This window comes from Amphritea pacifica, from assembly GCF_016924145.1.
Classification (GTDB): domain Bacteria; phylum Pseudomonadota; class Gammaproteobacteria; order Pseudomonadales; family Balneatricaceae; genus Amphritea; species Amphritea pacifica.
Genome location: NZ_JAFFZO010000005.1, coordinates 56,279 through 82,315, shown reverse-complemented (window position 1 = coordinate 82,315; position 26,037 = coordinate 56,279). Strand labels below are relative to the sequence as shown.

Sequence of the window (26,037 nt, the reverse complement as noted above, 5' to 3'; positions counted from 1 at the left end):
AGCTATTTATAGATCGCCAAATCTTTTGCTTATATAATTAATTACAAATATTTACTTTTGCATATTCAATTGTAAACAGCACACTCTCAACCCTACTCTTTGAGGTATACCCGATGGGACGCAGAAAAGCCGCCCTCTCCGGCCAGTTGGCTGATATGGATCTTCGCCTGCTGAAAGTGTTTAAATCTGTCGTTGAATGTGGTGGATTTACTCCGGCAGAGATCCATCTCAACCTTGCCAACTCAACTATTTCCAATTACATCTCCGATCTGGAAAAGCGACTGGATATGCGCTTGTGCGAACGCGGCCGTGCCGGATTTTCTCTCACCGAGCAGGGACAAACGGTGTATAACGCCACCCTGGAACTGCTCAGCGCACTCGATCAGTTCAAAAACACCATAAACCAGAGCCACAACCGTATTCTCGGCAACCTACACCTGGGGTTTGCCGAACATATGCTGGGGGCGCATAACGCCTCTATCATGCAGGCTCTCAGCCGTTTTTCGGTTGAAGCCCCGGAGGTCAGAATTCAGATCAGCACCATGAGCTCCGATGATGTCATCACGGCTCTACTCAATAATCAGGTCGATATCGGCATCACCGTTACCAGTCAGCCCTACCCTGAACTCTCAGAGATAAAGCTGTTTGATGAGGAGATGCTGCTCTACTGCGCCCAGGACCACCCTCTGTTTAATAAAGAGGAGATAACGATCGCCGAACTACGCCACTACCGCTTTGTCGAATCTCCCAGACTGATGCCAGGCCGGGAGATCCATCCGGATATGATGCTCTGGAATAAGCAGGCCATCGCTCACCATCAGGAAGCCAGGGCCAGCCTGATTCTCAGTGGCCACTATCTGGGGTTCCTGCCCCGCCACCTGGTCAGCAACTGGAGTCTGGAAAAAGCACTCCGGCCCCTGTTCGCAGAACGCTATGGTTATCGCAACACTTTCAAAGCTCTGTGGCGTAACCGGCAACACAACAAACTCATCATTCAGTTGTTCACCGAGTGTCTGGCTGAATCAGCTGTCTGATTCATCGCAACGCACAATAAACACCGAGCAGGGGGCGTGACGCACGACCCGCTCAGCATTTGAACCGATGAAGTAACTGCTGATACCAGGCTTGCGAGCCATCATTACAATCACATCCGAGCCCAGTTGCTCCGCGGTTTCCAGAATCTGATCATGGGCGGTACCATCACGGTAGATGGTATTCACCGCAGTATTAACCGGCAGATCTCCTAACAGCTCTTCCATCTCTTTGAGAGCCTCCTTACGGTGGCCCTCATGCAGAGCGCGGTCAAACTGAGGATCGCCTGCTCTGTGAACAAAACTCTGATCGACATACAACAGATTGACCTGCGCCGGTTTACCTGCCGCTAATGCCATTGCAATCCGGGCCAGATCCACTACCTGCTCTTTATGGGACAGATCCAGCGGGATAAGAATATTGCTGTACATAGTTAACTCCTTAGCCCATCACTAAATTCGGCAACCAGAGTACGATCTGCGGGAACACCATGCAGAGAATCAGTACTGTCAGGTTAAGCATGATAAACGGGGTCACAGATTTATAGATCTCTGACATACCGATACCGGCGGGAGCGATCCCTTTCAGGTAGAAGAGCGCAAAACCGTAGGGTGGTGTCTGCACGGCGATCAGAATATTCAGGATCATCAGCACACCAAACCAGATCGGGTCATAACCCAGCGAAACGGCAATCGGTGTAAACAGCGGTGCGCACATCAGTACGATAATGAACTCATCGATAATGAAACCCAGCATCAGCATAATCAGCTGGAACATTATGATGATCATAATGGGTGGCAGATCCAGTTTACCGGTGAAATCAGCCACCATGCTCTGCACCCCCATCAGCAGATGGAAGTTACTGAACACCGATGCACCAAAGATGATCCACATCGCCACGCTGACCAGAGTGGCAGTCTGAAAGCCCGACTGAAGGAACATATCGACTTTGAAACGCTTAAACACAATCGCCAGAATAATCGCCCCAACCACACCGATTGCTCCGGACTCTGTTGGCGTGGCAATACCGGTAATAATACTGCCCAGTACCGCAACGATCAGCAGCATCGAGAACAGGCCATCACGGGCAATTCTGAACTTCTCTTTGCCTTCCAGTTTGACGATATCCTTATTGTCCATATCCCGCGGAGCACGGTCAGGGAATAACCAGCAACTGATCGCGACATAGAGAATCATCATCACTACCGTCAGCAGTGCCGGCATCATCGCCCCAAGGAACATCCGGCCAACGGAGTTCTGAGTTGAGGCCGCAAACATAATCATCGGAATGCTCGGCGGAATCAGGATACCCAGACCACCGCCGGCCATGATGACCCCCAGTGCCAGGCGTTTGTTATAGCCCCGTTCCAGCATTGGCCGCAGTGCAATACTACCTGAAGTCATAATGCCCGCGCCGATAATACCTACCATCGCCCCGATCATAGAGCAGACGCCGATAACACTGATAGCGAGGGAACCACGTACCCGGCCAATCAGCATCTGGCTGAAATTGAACATCGCATCACCGATGCCCGATTTAGTCAGCAACTGCCCCATATAGATATACAGAGGGATCGCCAGCAGAATAAAACTGAAGTAAGTTGACTCAAGCGTGGTGGGAATCACGTTGAAAATGCCATCGCCCCAGGTCATATACCCCACGGCCATAGCGATGCCTCCCAGTGCCAGCCCCACCTGGGCACCAAGCGCAAAAAACACCAGAATACATAGCAGAAGAACTACGGTTAACAGCTCAATTTCCATCACTGTTCTCCTCAATAAGTGCATGACCGGTCAGCAAAAAATACGCCTCAGCCAACATATCTCTTACCAGTTGCGCAATAAACAGGCCGCAGGCAATCATCATCATGATCCAGAAATGGAACATCGGCGGCGCCCACTCACTCTGGCGACGATAATCAAACTCGATCGCCTCTTCATACTTACCGATACTCATCATCACGATGATCACCAGAAAGAAGATAGCCAGTGAAAAAGAGATCAGATTGAATACACAACGGGTGCGGTGTGAAACCTTGAGATAAAGGATATCGACATTAATATGTGCACGCTTCTGCTGCGCATAGGCGCCCCCTAAAGCGGCAAGATAACCAAACATAAACAGTGACAGATCAAACGCCCAGATGGTCGGTTTACCCAAAATGTATCGGGAGAACACTTCAAATGCGACCACCAGTGCCAGTACTGGCATAATGAATGCTGCGGTTCGGCCAGCCTGCCGCACCACCCAATCGATAGAAACACAGATATTTGTCAGTATTTTTTTTAGCATAGAAGTACCTGCAACAAAAAAGGGGCACGACAGCACCCCTTTTTGCTAATTCAAAATGCTTACTTGCTGTTAGCGCGCAGGATATCGATCAGCTCTTTGCTGTACTTATCTGCAGCAGCATATTCGTCCCACAGACCCGCACCGGCTTCTGCCCATGCTTTCTTATCAGCTTCGCTTGGCTCAGGGCTCCATTTAAGACCTTTCGCTTCCATCTCAGCAACCGCTTCTGCTTCCCACTTCTTAGACAGACGCAGTTGATCAGCAGCATGCATTTCAGTCGCTTTGCGAACAACCGCCTGCAGATCTTCAGGCAGTTTCTTCCAGGCAGCACGATTAACCACGATTGGCAGAACCTGTGCACCCGCCAGTGGCAGCTTGTACATGTACTTAGCTACTTCAACATGGTTACCATCGCGGTGATCGATCATGTTGCTACCGATAGAACCATCGATAACACCGGTTGCCAGAGAGGTGTAGATTTCGCTCCAGGACAGTGAAACAGGGGATGCACCCAGGTTACGCAGGAACTTACCGTAAGCACCCGGCGCACGGATTTTCAGACCTTTGAAGTCGGCAACAGAGTTGATAGGCTCTTTAGTCAGAACGTATACAGGTGGCTGAATGTAAGGCTCGAGCCATACCAGCCCTTGTGATCCATAGGCTTTAGTCAGGACTTTATCCCAGCCTTTTTCATGGAACAGCGACTGCAGTTCAGCAGGATCATCGGTACCACCCGGCAGACCGATCTCAACAACACCTGCAGGCAGTTCACCGGCGTGCATTGACTGGAAAGGAGCGCCCATCGTTACCAGACCGGATTTAACCGCACCCAGCAAACCACTGGTACCAACCCCTTCACCTGAGTAGAGAACCTGAACCTTGATACGGCCATCAGACATGGTTTCAATGTTTTTAGCCAGACTCTCGTAAACTTCACCAAACGCGGTTCCGCGACCATACAGGTTGCTGAAACGCCAGTTGAAGTCTGCAGCCGACACATTAGCAGCCAGCGTACTCAGCCCCAGTGTCACAGCCAGTGCAGATGTGGATAGTTTTTTCTTAAGGTTTTTGATCATACTTCACCCAGTGATTGTTAGTTTTATATCGCGAAATCAACTCTCTATAGCCCTATCCTTACAAATTACAGACATAGGATAAATCACAAAAATTCCACTCAAACGTTGACAAAACTTTACGTAAAGACCGTTATTAGGTATAAAAAAACGAACGGTTACAGGTTCCTGTGCCGCTCATAACCACCACCATACAGGGTAGCCGGAATGACGAAGTTTGCACTGGGTCAGCTGGGCGATATTGAAATAAAGCAGCTAAAAATATTCAAAGCCGTTGTTGAATGCGGCGGATTTTCCGCTGCCGAAACCGAGCTGAATATCAGCCGCCCCACGATCAGCAACCATATTGCGGCCCTCGAAGACCGCCTCAATATTAAACTCTGCAAACGGGGACGAGCCGGTTTTTCCCTGACCCCTGAAGGCAAGGTTGTCTATGACCAGACTTCTCAACTACTCAATCGTCTGGAGCAGTTTCGCAGCACTATCAATAACCTGGGTGAGAGCCCTGCGGGAAAACTCAGAATTGCCCTGAGCGACACCTTCAGCACCGATGCCCGGTTCCGGCTGCCGGAGATCTTCCGCCATTTTTATCAGCAAGCCCCCGATGTAGAGCTTCAGGTGGAAGTTGATCATATGAAAGTGATGGAAAAGATGGTGCTCAATAATCAGTTGGATCTCGCCATGATCCCCTATCACCGGAAGTTTGAAGGGCTTAACTATATCCATCTGTTTACCGACGAAAACTACGTTTACTGCGGTAAAGAGCACCCGCTGTTTAATCTACCGCCCGGGCAGATCACCGAGAAGGTTATCAATAGCTACAAACTGGTTCATGCGGGACTCAAACCCCATGAGGAGATCTATCACCAGTTGGCTCAGATGAACCTGTCAGCCTCCTCCTATCACTACGAATCCCGGATAGCGATGCTGTTGTCGGGCTGTTATATCAGCTTCTTACCGGCAGAAGTGGCCCGCCCCTATGTCGAGCAGGGGCTGTTGAAACCTGTTGCGCAACCGATTAAACATTTTCGTCTCGGGGTGGCGGTTATCTCAAGAAAATCGGCGCAACCCAACCGGGCCCGGGATATGTTTCTGCATTCAATCAGAATGATTCACAAAGATGCGGAGAATGCCCCGCCCTACTGATCATTGTGCTGTTCCTTTACGGTACAGCACGCCCATGACAGCCAATCTATCCCCTCATAGGTATATCTCCCCTTTACAGTAACTATTATCGTAGTGACATATGAAAGCTGCGGACCTCAACGTTATGTCCCGGCACATAATCTGCAATACCCGGGTCGGGTCGTAATACAGGGTTTTTATATGGCTGTTCCATCTCACACCACGTCATACTATGCCGCTTCTGCCAACGATAAATCGTTTCGCGCACCATTAAATGACAATATCACCGCTGATGTTTGCGTTATCGGGGCCGGCTATACCGGCCTGTCATCAGCACTACATCTGGCTGAACAGGGATTCAAAGTTGTCGTACTGGAAGCCAGCCGCATTGGCTTTGGTGCGTCAGGCCGGAATGGCGGCCAGATTGTCCACAGCTACAGCCGAGATATCGACTTTATCGAAAAACATTACGGTAAACATACCGGCACCGAGATGGGCAAAATGGCTTTTGAAGGCGGCAGAATCATTCGCCGTTTTGTCGCTCAGTACAACATAGATTGCGATCTGAAAGATGGCGGGATCTTCGCCGCCTGTAACACCAAACAGCTGCATGAGATGGAGCAGAAAAAAGCACTTTGGGAAGCCCATGGGCATACCCGGCTGGAGATGTTATCTGCAAGCACCCTTCAGAACCATGTCGGATCCACGCGCTATAAAGGCGGACTGCTGGACAAGAGCGGGGGTCATTTTCACCCCCTTAATCTGGTGCTGGGCGAAGCGGCAGCACTGGAAAGCCTGGGCGGTGTTATCTATGAAGACTCTGCGGTTACCGGGGTTCAGGAGGGTGATAAAGCTATTATCAATACCGAAAAAGGTTCCGTCAGCGCTGATTTCGTCATTGTGGCAGGCAATGCTTATCTCGGCGGACTGATTCCTAAACTGCAACAGAAAGCGATGCCCTGCGGCACCCAGGTGATTACCACCGCACCGCTGAATAAGGCTCAGCAGAAAGAGCTGTTGCCACAGGATAACTGTGTCGAAGACTGTAACTATCTGCTGGATTACTTCCGCCTCTCTGGCGATGGCCGCCTGATCTATGGCGGCGGCGTGACCTACGGTGCCCGCGAACCGGACAAAATTGAATCGCTGATCGTCCCGAATATGCTGAAAACCTTCCCTCAGCTAAAAGGGGTTAAAATCGATTATGCCTGGACCGGTAACTTCCTGCTGACACTGATGCGACTGCCCCAGTTTGGTCGTATCGGCAATAATATTTACTACGCTCAGGGCTACAGCGGCCACGGTGTGACCAGCTCACACCTGGCGGGCAAAGTACTCTGCGACGCGATTCAGGGACAGGCTGAACGCTTTGATGTGTTTGCAGGTTTACCGCAATACCCCTTCCCCGGCGGTCGTACCTTCCGCATCCCATACACGGCAATGGGAGCCTGGTATTACACCCTGCGTGACAAGCTGGGCATCTGATCACGATACCATTCGTTTTAAACGGCGCTGGCTGTGTTAGATCGCGCCTTCCTTAACTGCTCAAAAAAAGAGCGAACATTCAGAGCTTCTTGCAACAGTCTGGAACAACCGACTGCAAGCAGACTGAAAATGATACTTACAATGATAAAAAGGGTGCTAAATGAGTACGGAGTTCGCCCAGGCTGAAAGTCTGAACAAGATGGGTGGCGTAAGCCAGGAAGCTACAAACAGTCCGCAAAAATGGCTGCTATTCTATGGCGCGATTATGGCATTTTTTGCCTACCTTTCGACCCAGCATGTCGAAGGCGAGCCCTATGGTTTTTACAGCCTGCTACCCGCACTGCTTATTCTGTTTGTTGCGGTAATCACGAAGAAACCGCTGGAATCCATTTTTGCCGGTATTATTGCTGGTCTGCTGCTACTCAATCCTACTCAGGTTGTCACAGGCCTTGGCGATCTGTCGATCTCTGTTGTTATGGATGAAACGATCGCCTGGATCGTGCTGGTCTGCGGTATGATGGGAGGTCTGATCAATATGCTGGAACGCGGAGGCAGCGTTCTCAGCTTTGGCGAGATGCTGGCTAAGCGCATCAAAACCAAACGCGCCACCATGCTCACCACCTGCGTACTGGGCATCATGGTATTCATTGATGATTACCTCAATTCACTGGCAGTCTCAGCCTCGATGAAACCCCTTACCGATCGCTATAAAATCTCCCGTGAAAAGCTGGCGTTTCTGGTGGACTCAACGGCGGCACCGGTCTGTATCCTGGTGCCGGTTTCCACCTGGGCAGTCTATTTTGCAGCCCTGCTGGAGGAAAACGGCGCAGCCCCCGAGGGACAGGGGATGTCCCTCTACATCGAATCGATCCCCTACATGGTGTATGGCTGGGCAGCCCTGCTGGTTGTTTTCCTGGTGGCTATCGGAGTGCTCGGCGATTTTGGTGAAATGAAGAAAGCGGAGTCCCGCGCTCAGGCGGGACAGCCCATTCCTGAAGGCATCCAACAGGACGGCTTCGATACATCATTCATGAAGAAGACCTCACCGGTTATCGGCCTGCTCAACTTTTTACTGCCGATGATAGTGCTGGTCGGGGCCAGCGTTTATTACGAGATAGACCTGCTGCTGGGCGCACTGGTCGCGTCGATGTTCACCATGGTCCTCTATTTCTGGCAACGCCTGCTGACATTCAGCCAACTGGTCGATTCGATGCTGGATGGATTTAAAGTCATGCTGCATCCGATAGCCGTGGTCTGTGCCGGCTTTATGGTTAAAGAGATCAACGACCAGTTAGGCATGACCCCCTATATTATCGACTCACTGACCCCCTTCCTGTCGAAAGAGATGTTGCCAGCACTGGTATTCGCATCTATGGCGGCCGTGGTGTTTGCCACCGGCTCCAGCTGGGGAGTCTTCGTGGTTTCCCTGCCAATAGTCATCCCGATGGCGCTCAGCATGGATATGTCAATGCCATTAACCGTTGGCGCACTGCTGTCCGCATCCGCATTTGGCAGCCATGCCTGCTTCTTTAGTGACTCTACTGTACTCTCCTCTCAGGGCTCCGGCTGTACCCCAATGCAGCATGCCCTGAGTCAGATTCCCTATGCGCTGATCGGGGCCGGAGTCGGTTTTATATCCCTGCTGGCACTGGGTTTCATCATGAGCTGAGTGATCTGCCGATTAGCGATACTGACCAGAAAATGGAGGCCCGGCCTCCATTTTCTGATGATAGAAAAGGATGACCCATGCTTATCAGATCTTCCCGTACCGCCACCCTAATGCTCCTGTTAGTCAGCTTCATCTGGGGAGTTGAATTCGTTCTGATCGATCTTGCGATAGAGGATATTCCTACCCACACGTTCAATGCGATCCGTTTCCTGCTGGCGGCTTTATCGTTAACCCCTCTGCTCTGGTTCAACCGTCATCAGTTGAAGGGGGTCCGATGGTGGCCGCTTCTGGGAGCCAGTGCCCTGCTGGGTTCACTGCTGTTTATCAGCTTTTACACTCAGACTGAAGGGATGCACTACACCTCCGTCTCCAATGCCGGATTTATCACCGGACTGAATGTTCCGCTGGTTCCTCTGTTGGGATTTTTGCTGTTTCGCAAACGGGCATCGCCCGCCGTCTGGGCCGGGGTTATTATCGCAACCACGGGGCTCTATCTGCTAACGATGGGTGATAAACTGGAGTTTAACCACGGAGACTTACTGGTTCTGGTATGTGCATTTGGCTTTGCCGTGCATATACTCCTGACCGGACGATTTGTGGACTCTCTTCCGGTTGTACCTCTGAGTATTCTGCAACTGCTGGCGGTGGCGCTTTACAGCACCATTGGCGCAGTAACCAGCGCGGATCCCGCATTTTATCATCCGGGTTCTCCCCCGCTGGACTGGCAAGATCTGGCTATGAACCCTACGGTCATCATTGCCGCTCTGGTCGCCGGGATTATGGGTACCGGTTATGCCTATTGGGCGCAATCGGCCAGCCAGCAGGTTTTAGAATCGCACAAAGTAGCGCTGATCTTTGCCACTGAACCGGTGTTTGCCTATCTGTCAGCCTGGTTCTTCCTGAATGAGAAACTCGGGACACTGGGGATGATAGGCGCCGGCCTGATTATCGCGGCGATGCTGATCTCAGAGCTTGGGGATCGCAAGCGCAAAGTGAAGCTTGAGCCGCTGGATCAGACCACATCGGTGACCGATTAATAGGGCAGGCACCGGGCTATTCAGTAACACCCGTGGCTGTATGATTGCCCTGAACGATCCCCGAACTCCATTTCTCACCGGAGTTGGTCAGGACTGTCTGAAACCGGTTAAAGAACGCATCCAGTTGCTCGGAATCCAGGGTATCGCTTTTAATCTGAAACATCAGTTCACGTCTCAGATCACACAGGGAGTAATAGGTAGTGCGTTCATGTATCCACAACTCATCGGCCTTACGCAACCCTTCCAGGGAAGCCAGAATGCCTGCGATGCCGGAACAAGCGAGAATGGCGATATTCAGCGCCGGGGCTTTCTCAGGCAGATAGAGGGCCAGACCGGAGAGCACTGATAACACAGCGGTCAGCGCAAAAGCACCATACCGCAAGCGCCTGTGCAGCGCCTTGTGCTCCGAAGAGTTACGCCTGAACATCTCTATTTTTCTATCCAGCTCATCAAGCACAAACTGTTGCTGTGCCATAGATACTCTCCTGCTCAGCCTTTGCCCCTCTCCATACCGGGTTGGACAAGATATCCCGGTTGGCGGCAGTTCACTCTGTTTGATAATAGTCCAGAGTCTCTGAAGCTGCCCTTGCAACGACAGGCGTGGAAGAAACGCTTATTGAGAAAAGTTGAGAGAGTAACGCGGATAATAAGGCGGTTTTAATCGGGGGGTGCTGAAATAGTCTGATGCTTGATGGAATAATGAAGGATTCTGATCAGCTTTTAGCCACATACATCTCGTCCAGATGACTGATTTCACGGCTCATCTCCCGGGTAATATTGATCAGGAAGATCATAAACATCTCCGGATACGCTTCACACAACTGATGAAACAGTGCAGAACTGATCTCCAGCAGATAGCCCTCCTGCTCGACAATCGCGTCCCCCCGGCGCTGATGCAGTCCGATCATGCCGACAAAGCCGATCTGCTCTCCCGCTACATAGAGACGCAGCGGCACCCTCTCTCCATCGTTATCACGATCCTGATAAAAACGCACTGAGGCATTGAGAATTACATAAAACTTATCTGAGTTATCACCGCGACAGAAAAGCTTATCGCCGCGCTGAACAGCTAACAGAGATCCCTGTTGCAGTAAAAAATTCAGGCTTTCTTCGGACAAAGCGCCAAACATAGACAGATGCTGGCAGAATGCTTCAGGGAACTGCTGTTGGAGCTCATCGAACGATACAACGTTCATGGTTAATTTTCCGCAATGCAATATTAGACAACACTATTATAGAATGGAAAACCAAAATATAAGATACCCACGAGGGAATAGCGAGAAATTATCCCCGTCAGTACTGAATACCCTGTCTGTAGGTTAGGCAACAACCCGACGTTTGAACACCACTGCTTTTCGGAATGATTACCGGTTACGCCTCGTCCAAATCAACAATTGATAGTGATGACTGTCGAGGCGGCCTCAGAGCTTACGCTATAACCGCCTGATCCGCATAAAACTGGCGAAACGCGGCACACCATTATCGTTGATCCCAGTGTACTTGTAAGTCACCAAACTACCGATTTCTGGCGGATTTTTTCGTTGTTGATCAGTAAACCCACTGCCGAGTTTAAAGCGCACTCCGGTTGGCGTTTCAACCAGCAACGCCCCCAGCATGCCAACATACTTCCCTTTACCCGGCTCATAACCGATCACTCTCGCTTCAGCATCTTGCCACAGTTTTAGCTTAAGCAAATTCGAGCTGCGTCCCTGCTTATATATTGCATCTTCATGATGCAACATCAACCCTTCGCCGCCACTGGCAACAACCTGTTCCAAAAAGGCCATTAACTCAGTATCAGAGGCTAACCGCCTCTGATCAATTAGCTGAACCCAGTCCCGATCTATATCACTTACAATGCTTCTCAATTGAGTCAGTCGATCACTAAAAGTCCCAGAAGACTGCGGCAGATCGAACAACATATATTTCACTTGTCTCCACTGTTGAGACCAAAGCGCAAGATTGTCGCCCGGAGAGCTTCTCACGAGTGCTGAAACTGCATCAAACTGCCCTCGCCCTATCCATAATTCGCCATCCAGCGGTTGTTGGGGCAAATTAGCGATAAACCACTGCGGCGCTGTGATCGGATAACCCTGCCGGGTTAACAGCTGTTTCCCATCCCAGTAACCTCGCACACCATCAAGTTTCTCACTTACCCAGTAAGCGGAGACATCAGAACCCGATTGATAGATTGTCGCCAGCTGCAGTTTTGGCTTATCGGCAAAACTGGCCGGCACAACAAGAGAACTGACCACAACGATCAGGCAGTTAAATAAGATATGACAGTAACGGATAAACACCATTTCGCCCTCCCTGAGCAGATAAAACGGACTTCGTCCATGAAGCGTGCTGATAATTAACCCTAGCAGAAAATTTAATTGATGCATAAAAAAGCCGGCCCAGTTTAACCGGACCGGCATAATCTCTCGAACAAATGAAACCCAGATGTAAAACTGAGGCCCTATGGGGGCTTAACTAGGGAAAGCGAAAGATACTCCTTCGCGAACACCACTGGACGGCCAGCGCTGAGTAATTGTCTTACGCTTGGTGTAAAAACGTACCGCGTCAGGCCCATAGGCATGCAGATCACCAAACAGTGAACGTTTCCAGCCACCGAAACTGTGGTAAGAGACCGGCACCGGCAGGGGCACGTTAATACCGACCATACCCACCTGAATATTGTCAGAGAAGTAACGTGCCGCTTCACCGTCACGGGTAAAGATGCAGGTACCGTTACCATATTCGTGATCATTGATCAGCTGCATCGCCTCTTCCATGGTATTGACACGCACAACCTGCAATACCGGCCCGAAGATCTCTTCCTGATAGCTCTGCATATCAGCCGTCACCGCATCGATCAGTGTTGCACCGACAAAGAAACCGCCATCAAAGCCGTCAACGGAAGGATTGCGACCATCAACAACAATCTTCGCACCATCGGCTTCAGCGCTATCGATATAACCGTTCACTTTCAACTGATGCGCCCGGGTGATCACCGGACCAAAGTCGTTGTCACGATTGCTGTAGGCACCCACTTTCAGAGGCTCCATCGCCGCACGCATCTTCGACACCAGCGTATCTGCCGCTTCATCACCCACCGCAACCGCCACAGACAACGCCATGCAACGCTCACCGGAGGAGCCAAACGCCGCACCCAGCAGCTGATTCACCGCGTTGTCCATATCCGCATCCGGCATGACGATGGCGTGGTTCTTCGCACCACCCAGCGCCTGACAGCGTTTACCATTTGCATTCGCAGTGCTGTAAATATATTCCGCAATTGGTGTTGAACCCACAAAGCTGACCGCTTTCACACGGGTATCGGTCAGCAAGACGTCTACCGCTTCTTTATCACCATTTACAACGTTGATAACCCCTTTAGGCAGACCCGCTTCCTCCAACAACTGAGCAATAAACAGTGTCGAGGATGGATCACGTTCAGAAGGCTTCAGGACAAAGGTGTTACCGCAGACAATTGCCATGGGGTACATCCACAATGGCACCATCGCCGGGAAGTTGAACGGGGTAATACCCGCCACCACACCCAGCGGCTGAAATTCACTCCAGGAATCTATACCGGGGCCAACATTGCGGCTGTGCTCGCCCTTCAGCAGCTCTGGCGCACCACAGGCGTACTCAACGTTTTCAATCCCCCGTTGCAGCTCACCGGCCGCATCATGGGCGATCTTGCCATGCTCTTCGCCGATCAGCTGGCAGATCTTATCAGCATGCTCTTCCAGCAACGCTTTGAAACGGTACATCACCTGTGCACGCTTTGCCGGAGGGGTGTTACGCCACGCAGGAAAGGCCTGTTCCGCCGCGGCAATCGCCTCTTCAACAGTGGCCACAGATGCCAGGGCAACCTGTTTGCTCTCTTCACCGGTGGACGGGTTATAAACGGGCTGTGTACGGGCGGCGTCGGTACGCATCTCACCGTTAATTAAATGGCCTACAACTGTCATAATAATATCTCTTTACTCTGTATTGCTGCGCCGATGGCACAGAAAAATCAAAAAACCAGCCTTTATCAGCCCCCTTAACTCAGGAGCTCTTAATAAACGCTCTGTTAACTCAACTCATTAATCGACTCACCCAACGCATTAATCAGGCTATCAATCTCATCAACTTCTACGGTAAACGGCAGCCCCAGTTGAATGGTATCGCCGCCGTAGCGAACATAAAAACCTTTCTCCCAGCACTTCATCGCGATCTGATAAGGACGCAGCGCAGGCTCACCCGGAGCGGCCTCAATGGTCAGACCTGCAGCCAGACCGTAGTTGCGGATATCAGACACATACTTCGTACCCTTGAGACTGTGAACCATCTCCTGGAACTGAGGTGCAATCGACTTAGACCGCTCAATCAGCTTGTCATTGGCGAGAATATCCAGTGACGCCAGACCGGCAGCACAGGCAACCGGATGCGCCGAATAGGTATAACCGTGGGGCAGTTCCAGCATGTAGTCAGGGCCGCCCTCAGCCATAAAGGTATCGTAGATCTCCTGTTTAGCAATAACAGCCCCCATCGGAATCACACCGTTGGTCAGCTGTTTGGCAACCGTCATCAGATCCGGGGTTACACCAAACTCCTCTGCACCGGTGTTAGATCCGACACGGCCAAACGCAGTGATCACTTCATCAAAGATCAGCAGAATATTGTGTTTATCACAGATCTCCCGCAGACGTTTCAGATAGCCAACCGGCGGCGGAATCACCCCGGTAGAACCGGCCATCGGCTCAACAATCACCGCAGCGATATTAGAGGCATCGTGCACCATGATCTGCTGTTCCAGATCGTTTGCCAGGTGAGCGCCGGTTTCAGGCATTCCCTGGGTAAACAGATTCTCTTCAAGCATGGTATGGGGCAGATGGATCGCATCGATGCCCTGACCGAAGATCGCCCGGTTAGGGCTGATACCACCGACGCTGATACCACCAAAGTTAACCCCGTGGTAACCCTTGGAACGACCCACCAGACGGGTTTTACCGCCCTGACCTTTTTTACGCCAGTAAGCGCGGGCGATCTTCAGTGCAGTTTCAACCGATTCAGAACCTGAACCGGTAAAAAACACCCGGTTAAGGCCTTTCGGCATCAACTCGGTAACGCGGTGAGCCAGCTCAAATGATTTGGGATGACCAAACTGAAACGCCGGAGAGTAATCCAGCTCTTTCACCTGTTTGCTCACCGCTTCGGTGATCTCCGGACGACTGTGACCGGCACCACAGGTCCACAATCCTGACAAACCATCAAAAATCTTACGACCATCTGCAGTGGTATAATAGTTACCCTCTGCCGCTACAATCAGGCGCGGGTCCTGTTTAAAGCTACGGTTAGCTGTGAAAGGCATCCAGTGAGCATCAAGCTGCTCCTGGGAAAGGCCACAACGTTTCAGATCATCAGTCATCATTTTATTCTCAGGTTATTCAGTTGTTGACTCTATTATCGCCAACGATTAAGTTTATTAAATTCACAAATATTAACTCAAAGTTAAGCATAAGATTACGTAATATGAGCCGTACAGAAAACCTGTTACCCCGTCAGCTTGGTGATGCTCATATTCGCCTGCTGCGGATCTATAAAGCGGTGGTCGAAAGCGGTGGCTTCTCTGCCGCCGAGGTGGAACTGAATATCAGCCGCCCGGCTATCAGTCTAGCCATATCTGAGCTGGAAAGCCTGCTCAATATGCGCCTGTGTAACCGTGGCCGCGCTGGCTTTGCACTCACAGAACAGGGCGAAGAGGTATACGACGCCACCCTGCAGCTGCTGGGAGGCCTGGAAAACTTTCGCGCCCGGATCAACGCCATCAACACCGAACTGAAGGGTGAACTGAACATCGGCATCACCGACAATATGGTCACCGTGCCGCAGATGCGCATCACCCGCGCCCTGGCGGCGCTGAAAGCCCGGGGGCCGGAAGTTGTTATCAATATCCGCATGATCCCCCCCAAGGATATAGAGTCCGGCGTATTAGACGGTCAGTTGCTGGTCGGCGTGGTATCCGAACAGCGCAGTCTGCCGGGCCTCAACTACTTTCCTCTCTATGACGAACAGTCGCTACTCTATTGCAGCAGCGAACATCCGCTGTTTGAACACGACAACAGCACTCTGAGTGATAGCGAGCTGTCTCAGTATGATGCGGTGCTGCCCGCCTACCCTCAGTCAGCCGAGATAAAACAGCAACAGGCGCTGCTCAAAGCCAGCGCCAGCTCAACTGATCGTGAAGGGATCGCTTTCCTCATTCTCAGTGGTAGCTTTATCGGTTTTCTGCCCACCCACTACGCCAAACAGTGGCTCAGAGAGGGACGGCTCAAAGCGATTCAACCGGAAAAGCGCAGCTTTACCACCCACTACACCACCATCACCCGCAAAGGCGCACGTAACAACCTGATCCGGGATGCGTTTATGGAAGAACTGGAAAGCAGCCGCTAGAACGCGACTGCGCGGATAAGAGCAGTAGCTAGAACGTCGCTTCGCGGATAAGAGCAGTAGCCAGAACGTCGCTTCGCGACTTGCTCGACACGGCTACGCCGCTTGCTAGAAAAAGATTAAAAACTTAAGGAACACCTGTGAACCGGATCGCTGTCTTTGTTGATGTGCAAAAAATCAGAAGTGGTTTAAACCGCCGAACAAACATAGAGCTTGCTTTTGTGGGAGGCTCGCCCTCGCGGCGATTGGAATCCTGCAAACATAAGAACCTGCTTGCCTGATATAGATATAAAAAAGGAACACCTGTGAACCGAATCGCTGTTTTTGTTGATGTGCAGAACATCTATTACACCACCCGCCAGGCCTATGGGCGGCAGTTTAACTACCGCAAACTGTGGCAAAAAATTAGTGCTGAAGGTGAGATTATCATCGCCAATGCCTACGCCATCCATCGGGGCGATGACAGCCAGCTGAAGTTTCAGAACGCCCTGAAGCATATCGGTTTCAACGTCAGACTGAAGCCCTACATCCAGCGCAGTGACGGCTCCGCCAAAGGCGACTGGGATGTCGGCATCGCCATCGATGTGATGGACACCGCACCAGAAGTCGATACCATCATCCTGCTATCCGGCGACGGGGATTTTGATCTGCTGCTGGAACGGATAAAACGGAAGTATGGTGTTAAAGCGCAGGTCTATGGAGTACCGGCGCTGACCGCTAACTCTCTGATCAGCTCTGCGACTGAGTTTTTTCCTATCGAAGAAGAGATGCTTCTTTGAAGCAGTTACCAGACGTGACCTCGTCACTTGCTACAAGCATTCGCTATGTGTTCGTAACTGCTTGTGCATGACGTAGCTATCAACATAGCCAAGTTTACCGTGTTTATAACCCTTAGGGATCGTACCGATAATATTGAAGCCGAGCTTTTGCCAAAGCTGGACGGCCACTTCATTGGTAGACACAACACTATTAAACTGCATCGCGTCAAAGTTCAGTGAAAGTGCTTGCTGTTGAGAGTGTTCACACATTTTGCGGGTGATACCTTTACCCCTGGCAACATCTGCAACCATGTAACCACAGTTACAAATATGCTTACCCGGGCCCATTCCGTTTGACTTAATGTAGTACGACCCTAAAACAACATCGTTATCTACAAACACATAGGTTTTCAGCGGAATCTCGCACCACAGATGATATGCCTCATCTAAGGTCATATCCGGGTCGAATGCGTAGGTTTCCTGTGCCTGAATGACACTTGAAAACACAGACCAAAACGATTCAAAATCTGATTTTGTCATCTCTCTGATCATTCAATTCCCCTGAAACATAAAAGCTAAATTGCTGACAAAAGCGCTGTGCCCCCCCAGTTTAAGGAGTCATTGTACAGCTAACCGGCTTTCTTATCAGGGGCAGAAAAAATGGCAATGATGGCCGTCACCACACCAATAATAATCGCGAGCATAGCAAAGCCGGTCATTGCATTACCATGCGCTTTGAACAACAACATATAGAGCCCCAGCGCCACAAGGAGCCCCCCCACTCCGACAAATACTTTCGGGTTTGAGGATCTTCCTGCTGATGGTTTGTTCTTTTTGATCGTTTTAGATTTTGAGTGAGCTGATGCTTTTCGTTTATGCGTATTTTTAGGCATTTCCTAGTCCTCAGGCTTTCAGCAGCAGGCGAAACAAGACCACCTGAGCCCGTATCACTGACTATAAATCAAATAACTCAGACCAGTCTAGTATAGTCATTTAACTCTATTTGCAGCACAGGATCTGCATATACACGCCCTGCCTTTAGCCTCCTCAGGCACCCTATCTAATAGCGTCTGTGGAAACGAGATATCAGGCGAGCGACACCAGCAACTCGCATCAGAACCACAGGAAGATAGATTCCCGCACCGGTTATCCTGATGACACAGAGGGCATAGGTGTGGATCAATCCTGTCGGGGTTATATTCACAAGAAACCTCTGGCAACGGAAACACTCAATACCAGTGTAAACCATACTTCTTTTAACTAAGTACTGACCAGATAAATCAATAGCGCCAGATCCATTTACACTGACCCATTGATCGTGCAAAAACAATCTTCCCCGATTTTACAGACACTCAGACTGTTGTCCGGGTGCTCAGAGTAGTTCCTGTTGTAGTACTTTTATCGCCGCTGGAAGCGGCTCCTACCAAAAACCAGGCCAGTAGCAATCCCGCTTTTTCCAGCGAGTGGCACACCCTTATGTGACGACTTGCCAGCAGCACAGGAACAGCCTGACCGCAGCGCCCCCACTGTTTCAGAAAAGCTCAGTGTGTTTGTCGCAAACCCCTCAATTCTGAATATCTGTCGTAATGATCATATAGCCAGCTTTTGATATATATCAGTAACACTATGGATTATAAGCACTTATTACAGCGATCATCGGAGGAATGTATTTTGCAGAAGGGTAGACAGAGCCTAAATCGTGATTAGCGTATTCACTCAATACGTTCTGTCTAACAACAGGAGAGTACCGTTATGTTGACACATCAGATCGCTGCATTTTCCAGTAAAGCCAGGCAAACACCTGAGCTGAGCAGGAAACTCAAAAATTGCCACCGGTTAACCGATATGCTTGCACTGGCACAGGATCTTGGCTTCTTTTTCGAGGAAGACAGTCTCTATCCACCCAACAAGCCCCAGTTTACCGAGGATCAACTGTCTGACCGGCTCGTGAAAGTTCTGCTGCGTTTTTATGCATGAGAATAAAAGCCCGGTACAGTGTTACTTTACTACTGACCGACCGGATGTACAGTCAGTCGTGAAGTGACAGCGTATCCTGTATTTTTGTAAGGAACGCTTCAGCAGCGATAGAAATGTCATAGTGCTGACAAGGCACACTCAAACAAAACCGATATAAACTATTGTTTTAATTGACTCATTAAAGACAACCAGATATCTGTAATCGGTATATAGATTGCAAACCCCTTCTCGATTCAGGAAACAGTGGAATCTCCACTTTCCGCTTACCATCCACCTAAATTAAATTGAGAGAGCAATATTATGTCGATCCAGCAAATTGCCGATTTTTCCAACCTGGCCAGAACATCCCCGGATGTGGGTGAAAAACTAAAAGGCTGCATTAAGATGAAAGAGATGTTTGCCCTGGCCCGTGAGAATGGTTTTGATTTTGATGAAGATAGTCTTTATCCACCAAACGAACCTCAGTTCACTGAAGATCAGCTGTCTGAACGGCTGGCGAAGGCCCTGTTACGGGTTTAAGAGACTCTTCTGACCTCTGCTATTGAACGCTTCCGTTATCAGGAATGACTACTGGAAGCGATGTTAACCGGATATCGTCCGGTCTGTTTGAAGCCTCTTCTTAAATTTCTGGTGAAACCCCTGAGCAGATGATACAAACAAGCTTATCCCTTAATTGACGGAGAGAAGCGATGTCTGCCCTTGTTTTTTTGCCAGGTTTAATCTGTGATCATGCGGTCTGGCAGAGTCAGGTTGATGATCTGATCCAGCAAGGATACGAATGTCAGGTGATCGATTACGGTAACGCCGATAGTCTGGCCGAGATGGCCCGTATAACACTTGATCTTGCACCCGAGTCATGTGTACTTGCTGGTCACTCGATGGGCGGCAGAGTGGCGCTGGAGGTAGCCCGTCAAGCACCGCAAAGGCTCAGTCATCTGTTATTGATGGATACCGGTTATCTGCCGCTGGCACCCAGCGCCGCCGGGGAAAAAGAACGGGCCGGGCGAATGGCGCTGATTGAGAAAGCCCGCCATCATGGCATGCGAACGATGGGTCAGGAGTGGATGCAGGGGATGGTGCTGCCGCAACATCTTAAAGACACAAAACTGTGTAACACCATTCTCGATATGATTGAACGCAAAACAGTTGCTCAATTTGAAGCTCAGCAAACCGCTCTTTTAAACCGCCCTGATGCCACTGAAGTATTACGGTCACTGAGCTGCCCTACTCTGTTTATCTGCGGCAGCGATGATCTCTGGAGCCCGGTCAGTCAGCATGAGGCGATGGCTGAACTGGTTGTTCACAGCAGGGTTCAGGTGATCGCTCAATCGGGCCATATGTCGACAATGGAGCAGCCGGAAGCGGTCACTCAGGCGCTGACAGAGTGGTTAGAGATAACAAACGCTCCAACCGAGCGCTATCCCGGATTCAATCAGACAGAAGGCTGAGTCTCTAAGTCACCAGCTCAGACACTTCCAGCGAGCCATTAATTCCCAGAAACGGACATCTTTTAACCGCCTTAACGGCGGTTTCCATCGAGTCCACCTCAATGACGGAATACCCCGACATCGATGATGCACTGCCAATGCTGACACTGCCGTCTGGATTGACTGTATGGGTGATTCTGAAAGGTGTGGCAGGATTAAGCACCACACTGCCCAGAGAACGGAGCCAGTCCTTATAGAGGGCGTAATGCTGTTGTCCCTCTTCGACAGTTGCGGGTTTGTCCCCTCCGATATAGGTGATCATATACTGTAGCATAAGACGCTCCCTTAATCGCTAAGCGGCTGCTGTAGCAGACATATGTCGGCTATTTCAGTTTAACCCGTCCCTGATATTTCGCCGAAAAACGCTAGTAAAACCTGATCAACTTTATAAAAGAGAACAGAAATCGGGCTGGTTCCGTCGACCGTTAGCGGTGGTAGCCTTAATGATTTTCCGGTGAGTATTGTCCCAGCAGATTGCAGATGATCATTTTCAGATCCGCGAGGGTGCGCTTTGCCCGCTCGCCTTTTTGATTCACCACCACCAGCATGACACTGTGGGTGACCTCAAGGTAGAGGCGTCCCAGACGCTCCCGCTCTTTCAGATGGCGGTTAATGCCGATCCGTTTGAACACCTCAGCCATCCGTGAAATTTCCAGCTCGTCGTGCTGTTCATCCAGCTCCCGCAACTCGGGCACGGAGAACATCGCCTGCACCAGTGTCAGGATCGCTTTCTGCTGTTTGTAGGTTTTCAGTTTCAGTGCCAGCATCCGCTCAACCAGTGTGTCCAGCGGCAGCTCTTCAACCGGCCAGCGGGCGATCTCATCCAGTGCTGCTTCGACGGTTTCCAGCCAGCGCGACCCCATCGCATAGAGAATAGCGTGCTTATTCGGGAAGTAGTGATACAGGGAGCCGACCGAGATCCCCACCTCTTTAGCGATCAGAATCGTATTCAGATCATCCAGTCCAACCCGTTCCAGCAGTTCTCCGGTGATATCAATAATCTGCTTTGAACGTAGCTTAGAACGCCCCTGAACCGGCGCATTTCGCGGAGCCAGATCAGGGGCCGCTTTTACCCGGCGATTCTCTGTCAATTTCGGTTCCTGCTCTTCCAACTCAACTCTCTCTGGTTAACGTGCTCTGATTGGCGGGCATTATAGACTGAATTATCCGGGTTCTGAAAACATCGGGTTATTAAAACCGGGCGCATTAACACTGGTTTCCGTATGACACGTCAGCTCAGAAGAAACGGTCACGCATCGAATAATACAGCATGCCCGCCACCAGGCCGGGCCAGCGCAGCAACGTTCCGCCCGGGAATGTCGGTGTGGGCACTCGGGTAAACAGATCAAACCTCTCTGCAGAACCACTGATCGCTTCAGCCATCAGTTTTCCACCCAGCGTTGCCAGCGCTACGCCATGGCCGGAATATCCCTGCGCGACGAAGAGGTTGTCATCTATCCGGTCGAAATGGGGCATTCGGTTAAGGGTTATGGCCAGGGTTCCTCCCCAGCCATAGTCGATCCTCACATCCTTCAACTCCGGGTAGAACTGCAACATATAAGGCCGCACAAACGCCGGAATATCGTTAGGAAAACGGCTGCTGTAGTTCTCACCCCCGCCCCAGAGCAACCGGTTGTCTCCCGACAGTTTGAAATAATTGATTACAAACCGGGAATCTGCCACGGCGACATCATCGCGGTTAATTTTGCGACACAGCTCATCCGTCAGCGGCTCAGTAGCAATGATAAAATTATTGATCGGCATAATTTTACCGGCTATGCGAGGCTCAAGCTTGCCCAGATAGCCGTTACAGGCCAACAGAATATATTTCGCTTTGACAACACCTGTGTCGGTGCATACCTCTGCATCTTTTCCGGTGGTGTAACCGGTCACCCGGCTGTGCTCATGGATAATCGCACCGGCTTTGGTCGCTGCAGATGCCAGACCAAGGGCATAATTCAACGGGTGCAGGTGAATCCCCTCCTCCCAGTATTCACCGCCAAAATACCGATCTGTACCCAGCATCGCCTGTACTTCACTATCAGGGACAAAACGGATCTTGTCGTAACCCAGCACCCGGTGCTTATACTCAACGCTCTCGCACATCTCTGCAACATGCCCCGGCTTTGCAGAGACATGCATCACGCCCTGCTTCAGATCACAACGGATCTGATGCTGTTCGATCAGATCTTTAACCAGCTGCACCGAATCAAGAGAACTTTGCCATAAAGAATCAGCGGCTTTTTGACCCACTTTTTTAATCAGCTCAGCATGTCCCATATTATGGCCAGGGCAGACCTGTCCACCATTTCGACCAGACGCGCCCCACCCCACTGTTTCACTCTCCAGCAGGGTCACAGAGTAGCCTTTCTCTGCCAGATGCAGTGCCGCCGACAGCCCGGTATAACCGGCACCGATAATACAGATATCAGCCTGTTGCTCCCCTATTAACGCAGGATAATCAGGCCTGTCATTGGCCGAAGCAACATAATAGGAGGGCTGAAAATTGTTAAGACTCATGTTCGGGGTCTCCATAAAAAAACCACATTAACCGATATAAAAAAGACAAGACCACACAACAAACCGAATAATAATTCTAATTTAATTGAACAACAACCCCGAAAAACGGTAACAAATATAAAATTAGTGTTGATTTTTAAATATTCATGAAATAACCTAAAACCCGAATAATGTTTCGACTAATAGTCACACAACAGACGACTTAAAAGGTCACACAGCCGACATATTATTTGAACAGTTTCACAGTAAACGCTGCACTCAGATCCATTACTTCTATAGTAAGTAGTGAATAGCAGGCAATCGGATTAACTCTACAAGTAGGTGATTTATGGAAGCCGTGGAAAGGTTTCTCAAAGAAAACGGGATTACCGAGGTCGAATCGACCCTGCCGGACATGACCGGCAACGCCCGGGGTAAGTTTTACCCCACTAAAAAGTACCTGGCAGAAAAAGGAGGTAAGATTCCTGAAACGCTGCTGGTACAAACCGTAACAGGCGAATGGGCTGATAACCACTATGATATAGTGGATCCGGCCGACCGGGATATGGTTCTGGTGCCGGACGCCAATACACTGCGATTAGTGCCCTGGGCAGACGAACCCACCGCACAGGTTATTAACGATTGCTACACCAGCGATGGACAGCTACACCCGTTATCCAGCCGTTCTGTTCTTCGCAGGGTACTGAAGCTTTACGAGCAAAAGGGGTTGCGTCCGGTTATCGCTCCGGAAGTCGAGTTCTATCTGATTCAGAAAAACACCGATCCGGATTATGAACTGAAACCGGCTACAGGCCGCTCCGGTCGCAGAGAAACAGCACGTCAGTCTTATGGGATTGATGCGGTTAACGAATTTAATCCGGTGATCGACACCCTATACAGTTACTGCGAAGCACAAGGGCTGGATGTTGATACCCTGATCCATGAATCAGGTGCTGCGCAGATGGAGATAAACTTCCTCCACGGTGATGCACTGGACCTGGCTGATCAGGTATTTGTGTTCAAACGCACCCTGCGGGAAACCGCCATGAAGCATAATATGTATGCCACCTTCATGGCCAAACCGATGCAGCATGAGCCCGGCAGTGCGATGCATATCCATCAGAGCCTGATCGATATTAAAACCGGTGAGAATATATTTGCCGGCGATAAAGAGAATGAGTTCTCTGAGAAGTTCTATCACTATCTGGGCGGATTGCAGAAATACACGCCACAAGCGATCTCATTCTATGCACCCAATGTGAACTCCTACCGCCGTTTTGCACCGGATATTGCTGCGCCGGTTAACTTTAAGTGGGGCATCGATAACCGCACCACCGGCCTCCGGGTACCTATCGCACCACTGGCAGCGACACGAATCGAAAACCGTTTCCCGGGCTCTGACTGCAACCCCTACCTGGCGATAGCCGCCAGTCTGGCGTGCGGATATCTGGGCCTTGAACAGGGATGCACTCCCAGCAAACCGGTTACCGATCTTGCCGCTGATGAAGATGAAACCGTCGAGGTTGCCCGTTCCCTTGGTGAGGGATTGCGCCTGCTGGAAGAGTGTCCCGAACTCGGTGAAATCATGGGTACGGAATTCGTTGAAGCTTATCTGGGCGTCAAACGGGCAGAGTTTGAAACCTTCCACGAAGTCATCAGTTCCTGGGAGCGTGAATACCTGTTACTCACTGTTTAAAGCTAAGCTTACAAACTTAAAAACAAGAAATTATGCTTACAGTCCGTAACTCCTTAACCTGCGTCATTCTGGGTTAAGGAGTCACGGAATATACTGTAAACAACATCAGTAAACTCCGATGAGAGGCGCGACGTAATGACAAAGACTTTACCTTCCCTGATCAGAAAAGCGTTACAGATATCTACATTCAGCCTGGCAGCTTCAGCCTCCATTGCTCAGGCAGAGGATGTTCTTAACTTCTACAACTGGTCAGACTATATTGCTGAAGATACGCTGGCTAAATTTGAAGCGGAGACGGGCATCAAAGTGGTTTATGACGTCTATGACAGCAATGAAACCCTCGAGGCTAAGCTACTGGCAGGCAATTCCGGTTATGATCTTGTTGTCCCCAGCTCACACTTTATGGAACAGCAGATCAAAGCAGGCATTTTTCAACCACTGCAGAAAGACAAGCTGACAAACCTCGGCAACCTTGACCCATCTCTGATGGACCTGCTGGATAAGAAAGATCCGGGAAACCAGTATGGCGTCCCCTACCTCTGGGGCACCACCGGTATTGGTTATAACATTCAGCAGGTGAAGGCCGTGCTGGGGGAAGATGCCCCCGTGGATAGCTGGGATCTGGTATTTAACCCGGAAAATATGAAAAAGCTGAAAGAGTGTGGTGTCACCTTTCTCGACTCACCGGATGAGATCTACCCTCTGGCACTGCTTTACACAGGCCAGTCGTCCACCGATACGTCAAAAGCGGTTCATAAGAAAGACAACCCAGCAGCACAGACACTGAAAGCTGTGCGCCCCTACCTGCGTCAGTTCAACTCGTCTCAGTATGTCAATGATCTGGCCAACGGCGATACCTGTGTCGCGATCGGCTATTCAGGCGATGTGTTTCAGTCCCAGGCCCGCGCAGAAGAAGCGGGTAACGGTATAGAAATTGGCTATAGCATTCCGAAAGAGGGCACTGAGATCTGGTTTGATATGTTGCTGATCCCATCAGATGCCAAACACGCCGAGAACGCACACAAGTTTATCAACTTCCTGCTGCGACCAGAGATTATTGCCGAGATTACCAACTACGTCTGGTATGCCAACCCTAACAGCGCATCGACTGAGCTGGTTGACCCTGAAATAACCTCTGATACCTCAATCTACCCCGATACCGAAATCCGTGCCCGTCTGTATATGCCAGCGACGCTACCAGCAAATGTTGCCCGCATACGCAGCCGTACCTGGTCTGATATCAAAACCGGCAACTAGAAACTATTTACTGAAGTTTTTTACTCCGTATTAACGCCCTTTCGGGCGTTTTTTTTTTATCCAGAGTCTGACCTCCCCCCCCCCTAACTGCCCGCCACCTGCTTAAACACCCGTCTGCCTGGCAATGAAACCCTATCACCAGTTAACAACAGGATTAGCTGAAGAGTGCAATGTAAATCTGTTAAGATATCGTCTTCGACACCAGGGATGATTTCGGCTGTCG

Annotated in this window: 27 protein-coding genes; 12 read left to right on the top strand and 15 right to left on the bottom strand. The window is 50.4% G+C overall.

The features are described 5' to 3' along the window. Nucleotides 1-113: 113 nt before the first annotated feature. Nucleotides 114-1,034: a LysR family transcriptional regulator gene (locus JW499_RS03710; RefSeq protein ID WP_205209333.1), complete on the top strand. Its 921-nt coding sequence runs from the start codon at nucleotides 114-116 to the stop codon at nucleotides 1,032-1,034. On the opposite strand, the gene JW499_RS03705 is transcribed toward JW499_RS03710, so the two are convergent. The 4 genes from JW499_RS03705 to JW499_RS03690 are packed head-to-tail and all read right to left on the bottom strand — an operon-like array spanning nucleotide 1,023 to nucleotide 4,401. Further along, entirely contained in the window at nucleotides 1,023-1,463 is a 441-nt protein-coding gene (locus JW499_RS03705; protein ID WP_205209332.1) for a universal stress protein, read from the bottom strand. The two genes, JW499_RS03710 and JW499_RS03705, sit on opposite strands and share 12 nt — an antisense overlap. A gap of 10 nt (nucleotides 1,464-1,473) precedes the next feature. Further along, on the bottom strand, nucleotides 1,474-2,796 hold the full coding sequence (locus tag JW499_RS03700) for a TRAP transporter large permease (RefSeq protein WP_205209331.1): 1,323 nt from the start codon (nucleotides 2,794-2,796) through the stop codon (nucleotides 1,474-1,476). Further along, nucleotides 2,786-3,325: a TRAP transporter small permease subunit gene (locus tag JW499_RS03695; protein WP_205209330.1), complete on the bottom strand. Its 540-nt coding sequence runs from the start codon at nucleotides 3,323-3,325 to the stop codon at nucleotides 2,786-2,788. Before JW499_RS03695 ends, JW499_RS03700 begins: the two co-directional genes overlap by 11 nt. A 59-nt stretch (nucleotides 3,326-3,384) precedes the next feature. After that, on the bottom strand, nucleotides 3,385-4,401 hold the full coding sequence (locus tag JW499_RS03690; protein ID WP_091353070.1) for a TRAP transporter substrate-binding protein: 1,017 nt from the start codon (nucleotides 4,399-4,401) through the stop codon (nucleotides 3,385-3,387). A 204-nt stretch (nucleotides 4,402-4,605) separates the two neighbouring features. Here JW499_RS03690 and JW499_RS03685 point away from each other — a divergent pair, with 204 nt between their 5' ends. From JW499_RS03685 to JW499_RS03670, 4 genes are all read left to right on the top strand, one after another. Then, the gene (locus JW499_RS03685) at nucleotides 4,606-5,544 is read left to right on the top strand and encodes a LysR family transcriptional regulator (RefSeq protein ID WP_205209329.1); all 939 of its coding nucleotides are present in this window, start codon (nucleotides 4,606-4,608) and stop codon (nucleotides 5,542-5,544) included. Between the two features lie 180 nt (nucleotides 5,545-5,724). Then, a complete protein-coding gene (locus tag JW499_RS03680; RefSeq protein WP_205209328.1) occupies nucleotides 5,725-7,008 on the top strand; it encodes an NAD(P)/FAD-dependent oxidoreductase in 1,284 nt (427 codons plus the stop codon). A gap of 160 nt (nucleotides 7,009-7,168) precedes the next feature. After that, a complete protein-coding gene (locus tag JW499_RS03675) occupies nucleotides 7,169-8,677 on the top strand; it encodes a Na+/H+ antiporter NhaC family protein (RefSeq protein WP_205209327.1) in 1,509 nt (502 codons plus the stop codon). A 77-nt stretch (nucleotides 8,678-8,754) separates the two neighbouring features. Then, a complete protein-coding gene (locus JW499_RS03670) occupies nucleotides 8,755-9,714 on the top strand; it encodes a DMT family transporter (RefSeq protein ID WP_205209326.1) in 960 nt (319 codons plus the stop codon). A 16-nt stretch (nucleotides 9,715-9,730) separates the two neighbouring features. Here JW499_RS03670 and JW499_RS03665 read toward each other — a convergent pair whose 3' ends face one another. From JW499_RS03665 to aptA, 5 genes are all read right to left on the bottom strand, one after another. Further along, nucleotides 9,731-10,189 (bottom strand): DUF4231 domain-containing protein, encoded by a 459-nt coding sequence (locus JW499_RS03665; RefSeq protein ID WP_205209325.1) that lies wholly within the window; start codon nucleotides 10,187-10,189, stop codon nucleotides 9,731-9,733. Nucleotides 10,190-10,427: 238 nt separating this feature from the next. Further along, nucleotides 10,428-10,910, bottom strand: coding sequence for a Crp/Fnr family transcriptional regulator (locus JW499_RS03660; RefSeq protein ID WP_205209324.1), 483 nt, complete (start codon nucleotides 10,908-10,910; stop codon nucleotides 10,428-10,430). A 237-nt stretch (nucleotides 10,911-11,147) separates the two neighbouring features. Then, nucleotides 11,148-12,017 carry a DNA ligase gene (locus JW499_RS03655; RefSeq protein ID WP_232846220.1) on the bottom strand — a complete coding sequence of 290 codons (870 nt, stop codon included), beginning with the start codon at nucleotides 12,015-12,017 and terminating at the stop codon, nucleotides 11,148-11,150. A gap of 168 nt (nucleotides 12,018-12,185) precedes the next feature. Beyond that, on the bottom strand, nucleotides 12,186-13,676 hold the full coding sequence (locus JW499_RS03650; protein WP_205209323.1) for a CoA-acylating methylmalonate-semialdehyde dehydrogenase: 1,491 nt from the start codon (nucleotides 13,674-13,676) through the stop codon (nucleotides 12,186-12,188). 104 nt (nucleotides 13,677-13,780) lie between these two features. Beyond that, nucleotides 13,781-15,118, bottom strand: coding sequence for an omega-aminotransferase AptA (gene aptA / locus JW499_RS03645; RefSeq protein ID WP_205209402.1), 1,338 nt, complete (start codon nucleotides 15,116-15,118; stop codon nucleotides 13,781-13,783). Between the two features lie 104 nt (nucleotides 15,119-15,222). Here aptA and JW499_RS03640 point away from each other — a divergent pair, with 104 nt between their 5' ends. Both JW499_RS03640 and JW499_RS03635 read left to right on the top strand, forming a co-directional pair. Continuing rightward, entirely contained in the window at nucleotides 15,223-16,143 is a 921-nt protein-coding gene (locus JW499_RS03640) for a LysR family transcriptional regulator (protein WP_205209322.1), read from the top strand. Nucleotides 16,144-16,445: 302 nt separating this feature from the next. After that, nucleotides 16,446-16,919 carry a LabA-like NYN domain-containing protein gene (locus tag JW499_RS03635; protein WP_205209321.1) on the top strand — a complete coding sequence of 158 codons (474 nt, stop codon included), beginning with the start codon at nucleotides 16,446-16,448 and terminating at the stop codon, nucleotides 16,917-16,919. A 30-nt stretch (nucleotides 16,920-16,949) separates the two neighbouring features. Here the strand turns inward: JW499_RS03635 and JW499_RS03630 are convergent, their stop codons facing one another. The 3 genes from JW499_RS03630 to JW499_RS03620 form a co-directional block, all read right to left on the bottom strand. Continuing rightward, nucleotides 16,950-17,450, bottom strand: a complete 501-nt coding sequence (locus JW499_RS03630; protein ID WP_205209320.1) for a GNAT family N-acetyltransferase — start codon at nucleotides 17,448-17,450, stop codon at nucleotides 16,950-16,952. A gap of 77 nt (nucleotides 17,451-17,527) precedes the next feature. After that, a complete protein-coding gene (locus tag JW499_RS03625) occupies nucleotides 17,528-17,791 on the bottom strand; it encodes a hypothetical protein (protein WP_205209319.1) in 264 nt (87 codons plus the stop codon). A gap of 96 nt (nucleotides 17,792-17,887) precedes the next feature. Further along, on the bottom strand, nucleotides 17,888-18,127 hold the full coding sequence (locus JW499_RS03620; RefSeq protein ID WP_332874410.1) for a cysteine-rich CWC family protein: 240 nt from the start codon (nucleotides 18,125-18,127) through the stop codon (nucleotides 17,888-17,890). 523 nt (nucleotides 18,128-18,650) lie between these two features. Here JW499_RS03620 and JW499_RS03615 point away from each other — a divergent pair. The 3 genes from JW499_RS03615 (at nucleotide 18,651) to JW499_RS03605 (ending at nucleotide 20,323) form a co-directional block, all read left to right on the top strand. Next, nucleotides 18,651-18,875 carry a Nif11-like leader peptide family natural product precursor gene (locus tag JW499_RS03615; protein WP_205209318.1) on the top strand — a complete coding sequence of 75 codons (225 nt, stop codon included), beginning with the start codon at nucleotides 18,651-18,653 and terminating at the stop codon, nucleotides 18,873-18,875. A gap of 300 nt (nucleotides 18,876-19,175) precedes the next feature. Next, nucleotides 19,176-19,394 carry a Nif11-like leader peptide family natural product precursor gene (locus tag JW499_RS03610; protein ID WP_205209317.1) on the top strand — a complete coding sequence of 73 codons (219 nt, stop codon included), beginning with the start codon at nucleotides 19,176-19,178 and terminating at the stop codon, nucleotides 19,392-19,394. Between the two features lie 170 nt (nucleotides 19,395-19,564). Beyond that, nucleotides 19,565-20,323: an alpha/beta fold hydrolase gene (locus JW499_RS03605; protein WP_205209316.1), complete on the top strand. Its 759-nt coding sequence runs from the start codon at nucleotides 19,565-19,567 to the stop codon at nucleotides 20,321-20,323. A 4-nt stretch (nucleotides 20,324-20,327) separates the two neighbouring features. Here JW499_RS03605 and JW499_RS03600 read toward each other — a convergent pair whose 3' ends face one another. From JW499_RS03600 to JW499_RS03590, 3 genes are all read right to left on the bottom strand, one after another. Continuing rightward, nucleotides 20,328-20,636 (bottom strand): YciI family protein, encoded by a 309-nt coding sequence (locus JW499_RS03600; protein WP_205209315.1) that lies wholly within the window; start codon nucleotides 20,634-20,636, stop codon nucleotides 20,328-20,330. 166 nt (nucleotides 20,637-20,802) lie between these two features. Next, the gene (locus JW499_RS03595; protein ID WP_232846218.1) at nucleotides 20,803-21,453 is read right to left on the bottom strand and encodes a TetR/AcrR family transcriptional regulator; all 651 of its coding nucleotides are present in this window, start codon (nucleotides 21,451-21,453) and stop codon (nucleotides 20,803-20,805) included. A gap of 145 nt (nucleotides 21,454-21,598) precedes the next feature. Next, complete coding sequence (locus tag JW499_RS03590; protein WP_205209312.1) at nucleotides 21,599-22,882, bottom strand: NAD(P)/FAD-dependent oxidoreductase; 1,284 nt, start codon at nucleotides 22,880-22,882, stop codon at nucleotides 21,599-21,601. Between the two features lie 328 nt (nucleotides 22,883-23,210). On the opposite strand from JW499_RS03590, the gene JW499_RS03585 reads away from it, so the two are divergent. Together JW499_RS03585 and JW499_RS03580 are read left to right on the top strand one after the other, a co-directional pair. After that, nucleotides 23,211-24,557, top strand: a complete 1,347-nt coding sequence (locus tag JW499_RS03585; protein ID WP_205209310.1) for a glutamine synthetase family protein — start codon at nucleotides 23,211-23,213, stop codon at nucleotides 24,555-24,557. Nucleotides 24,558-24,692: 135 nt separating this feature from the next. Next, nucleotides 24,693-25,814, top strand: coding sequence for a polyamine ABC transporter substrate-binding protein (locus tag JW499_RS03580; RefSeq protein ID WP_205209309.1), 1,122 nt, complete (start codon nucleotides 24,693-24,695; stop codon nucleotides 25,812-25,814). Nucleotides 25,815-26,037: the final 223 nt, after the last annotated feature.

Coding starts and splice junctions, on each gene's coding strand:
- JW499_RS03710 (WP_205209333.1), top strand. CDS start 114: ATGGGACGCAGAAAAGCCGCCCTCTCCGGCCAGTTGGCTGATATGGAT.
- JW499_RS03705 (WP_205209332.1), bottom strand. CDS start 1,463: ATGTACAGCAATATTCTTATCCCGCTGGATCTGTCCCATAAAGAGCAG.
- JW499_RS03700 (WP_205209331.1), bottom strand. CDS start 2,796: ATGGAAATTGAGCTGTTAACCGTAGTTCTTCTGCTATGTATTCTGGTG.
- JW499_RS03695 (WP_205209330.1), bottom strand. CDS start 3,325: ATGCTAAAAAAAATACTGACAAATATCTGTGTTTCTATCGATTGGGTG.
- JW499_RS03690 (WP_091353070.1), bottom strand. CDS start 4,401: ATGATCAAAAACCTTAAGAAAAAACTATCCACATCTGCACTGGCTGTG.
- JW499_RS03685 (WP_205209329.1), top strand. CDS start 4,606: ATGACGAAGTTTGCACTGGGTCAGCTGGGCGATATTGAAATAAAGCAG.
- JW499_RS03680 (WP_205209328.1), top strand. CDS start 5,725: ATGGCTGTTCCATCTCACACCACGTCATACTATGCCGCTTCTGCCAAC.
- JW499_RS03675 (WP_205209327.1), top strand. CDS start 7,169: ATGAGTACGGAGTTCGCCCAGGCTGAAAGTCTGAACAAGATGGGTGGC.
- JW499_RS03670 (WP_205209326.1), top strand. CDS start 8,755: ATGCTTATCAGATCTTCCCGTACCGCCACCCTAATGCTCCTGTTAGTC.
- JW499_RS03665 (WP_205209325.1), bottom strand. CDS start 10,189: ATGGCACAGCAACAGTTTGTGCTTGATGAGCTGGATAGAAAAATAGAG.
- JW499_RS03660 (WP_205209324.1), bottom strand. CDS start 10,910: ATGAACGTTGTATCGTTCGATGAGCTCCAACAGCAGTTCCCTGAAGCA.
- JW499_RS03655 (WP_232846220.1), bottom strand. CDS start 12,017: ATGGTGTTTATCCGTTACTGTCATATCTTATTTAACTGCCTGATCGTT.
- JW499_RS03650 (WP_205209323.1), bottom strand. CDS start 13,676: ATGACAGTTGTAGGCCATTTAATTAACGGTGAGATGCGTACCGACGCC.
- aptA (WP_205209402.1), bottom strand. CDS start 15,118: ATGACTGATGATCTGAAACGTTGTGGCCTTTCCCAGGAGCAGCTTGAT.
- JW499_RS03640 (WP_205209322.1), top strand. CDS start 15,223: ATGAGCCGTACAGAAAACCTGTTACCCCGTCAGCTTGGTGATGCTCAT.
- JW499_RS03630 (WP_205209320.1), bottom strand. CDS start 17,450: ATGATCAGAGAGATGACAAAATCAGATTTTGAATCGTTTTGGTCTGTG.
- JW499_RS03625 (WP_205209319.1), bottom strand. CDS start 17,791: ATGCCTAAAAATACGCATAAACGAAAAGCATCAGCTCACTCAAAATCT.
- JW499_RS03615 (WP_205209318.1), top strand. CDS start 18,651: ATGTTGACACATCAGATCGCTGCATTTTCCAGTAAAGCCAGGCAAACA.
- JW499_RS03610 (WP_205209317.1), top strand. CDS start 19,176: ATGTCGATCCAGCAAATTGCCGATTTTTCCAACCTGGCCAGAACATCC.
- JW499_RS03605 (WP_205209316.1), top strand. CDS start 19,565: ATGTCTGCCCTTGTTTTTTTGCCAGGTTTAATCTGTGATCATGCGGTC.
- JW499_RS03600 (WP_205209315.1), bottom strand. CDS start 20,636: ATGCTACAGTATATGATCACCTATATCGGAGGGGACAAACCCGCAACT.
- JW499_RS03590 (WP_205209312.1), bottom strand. CDS start 22,882: ATGAGTCTTAACAATTTTCAGCCCTCCTATTATGTTGCTTCGGCCAAT.
- JW499_RS03585 (WP_205209310.1), top strand. CDS start 23,211: ATGGAAGCCGTGGAAAGGTTTCTCAAAGAAAACGGGATTACCGAGGTC.
- JW499_RS03580 (WP_205209309.1), top strand. CDS start 24,693: ATGACAAAGACTTTACCTTCCCTGATCAGAAAAGCGTTACAGATATCT.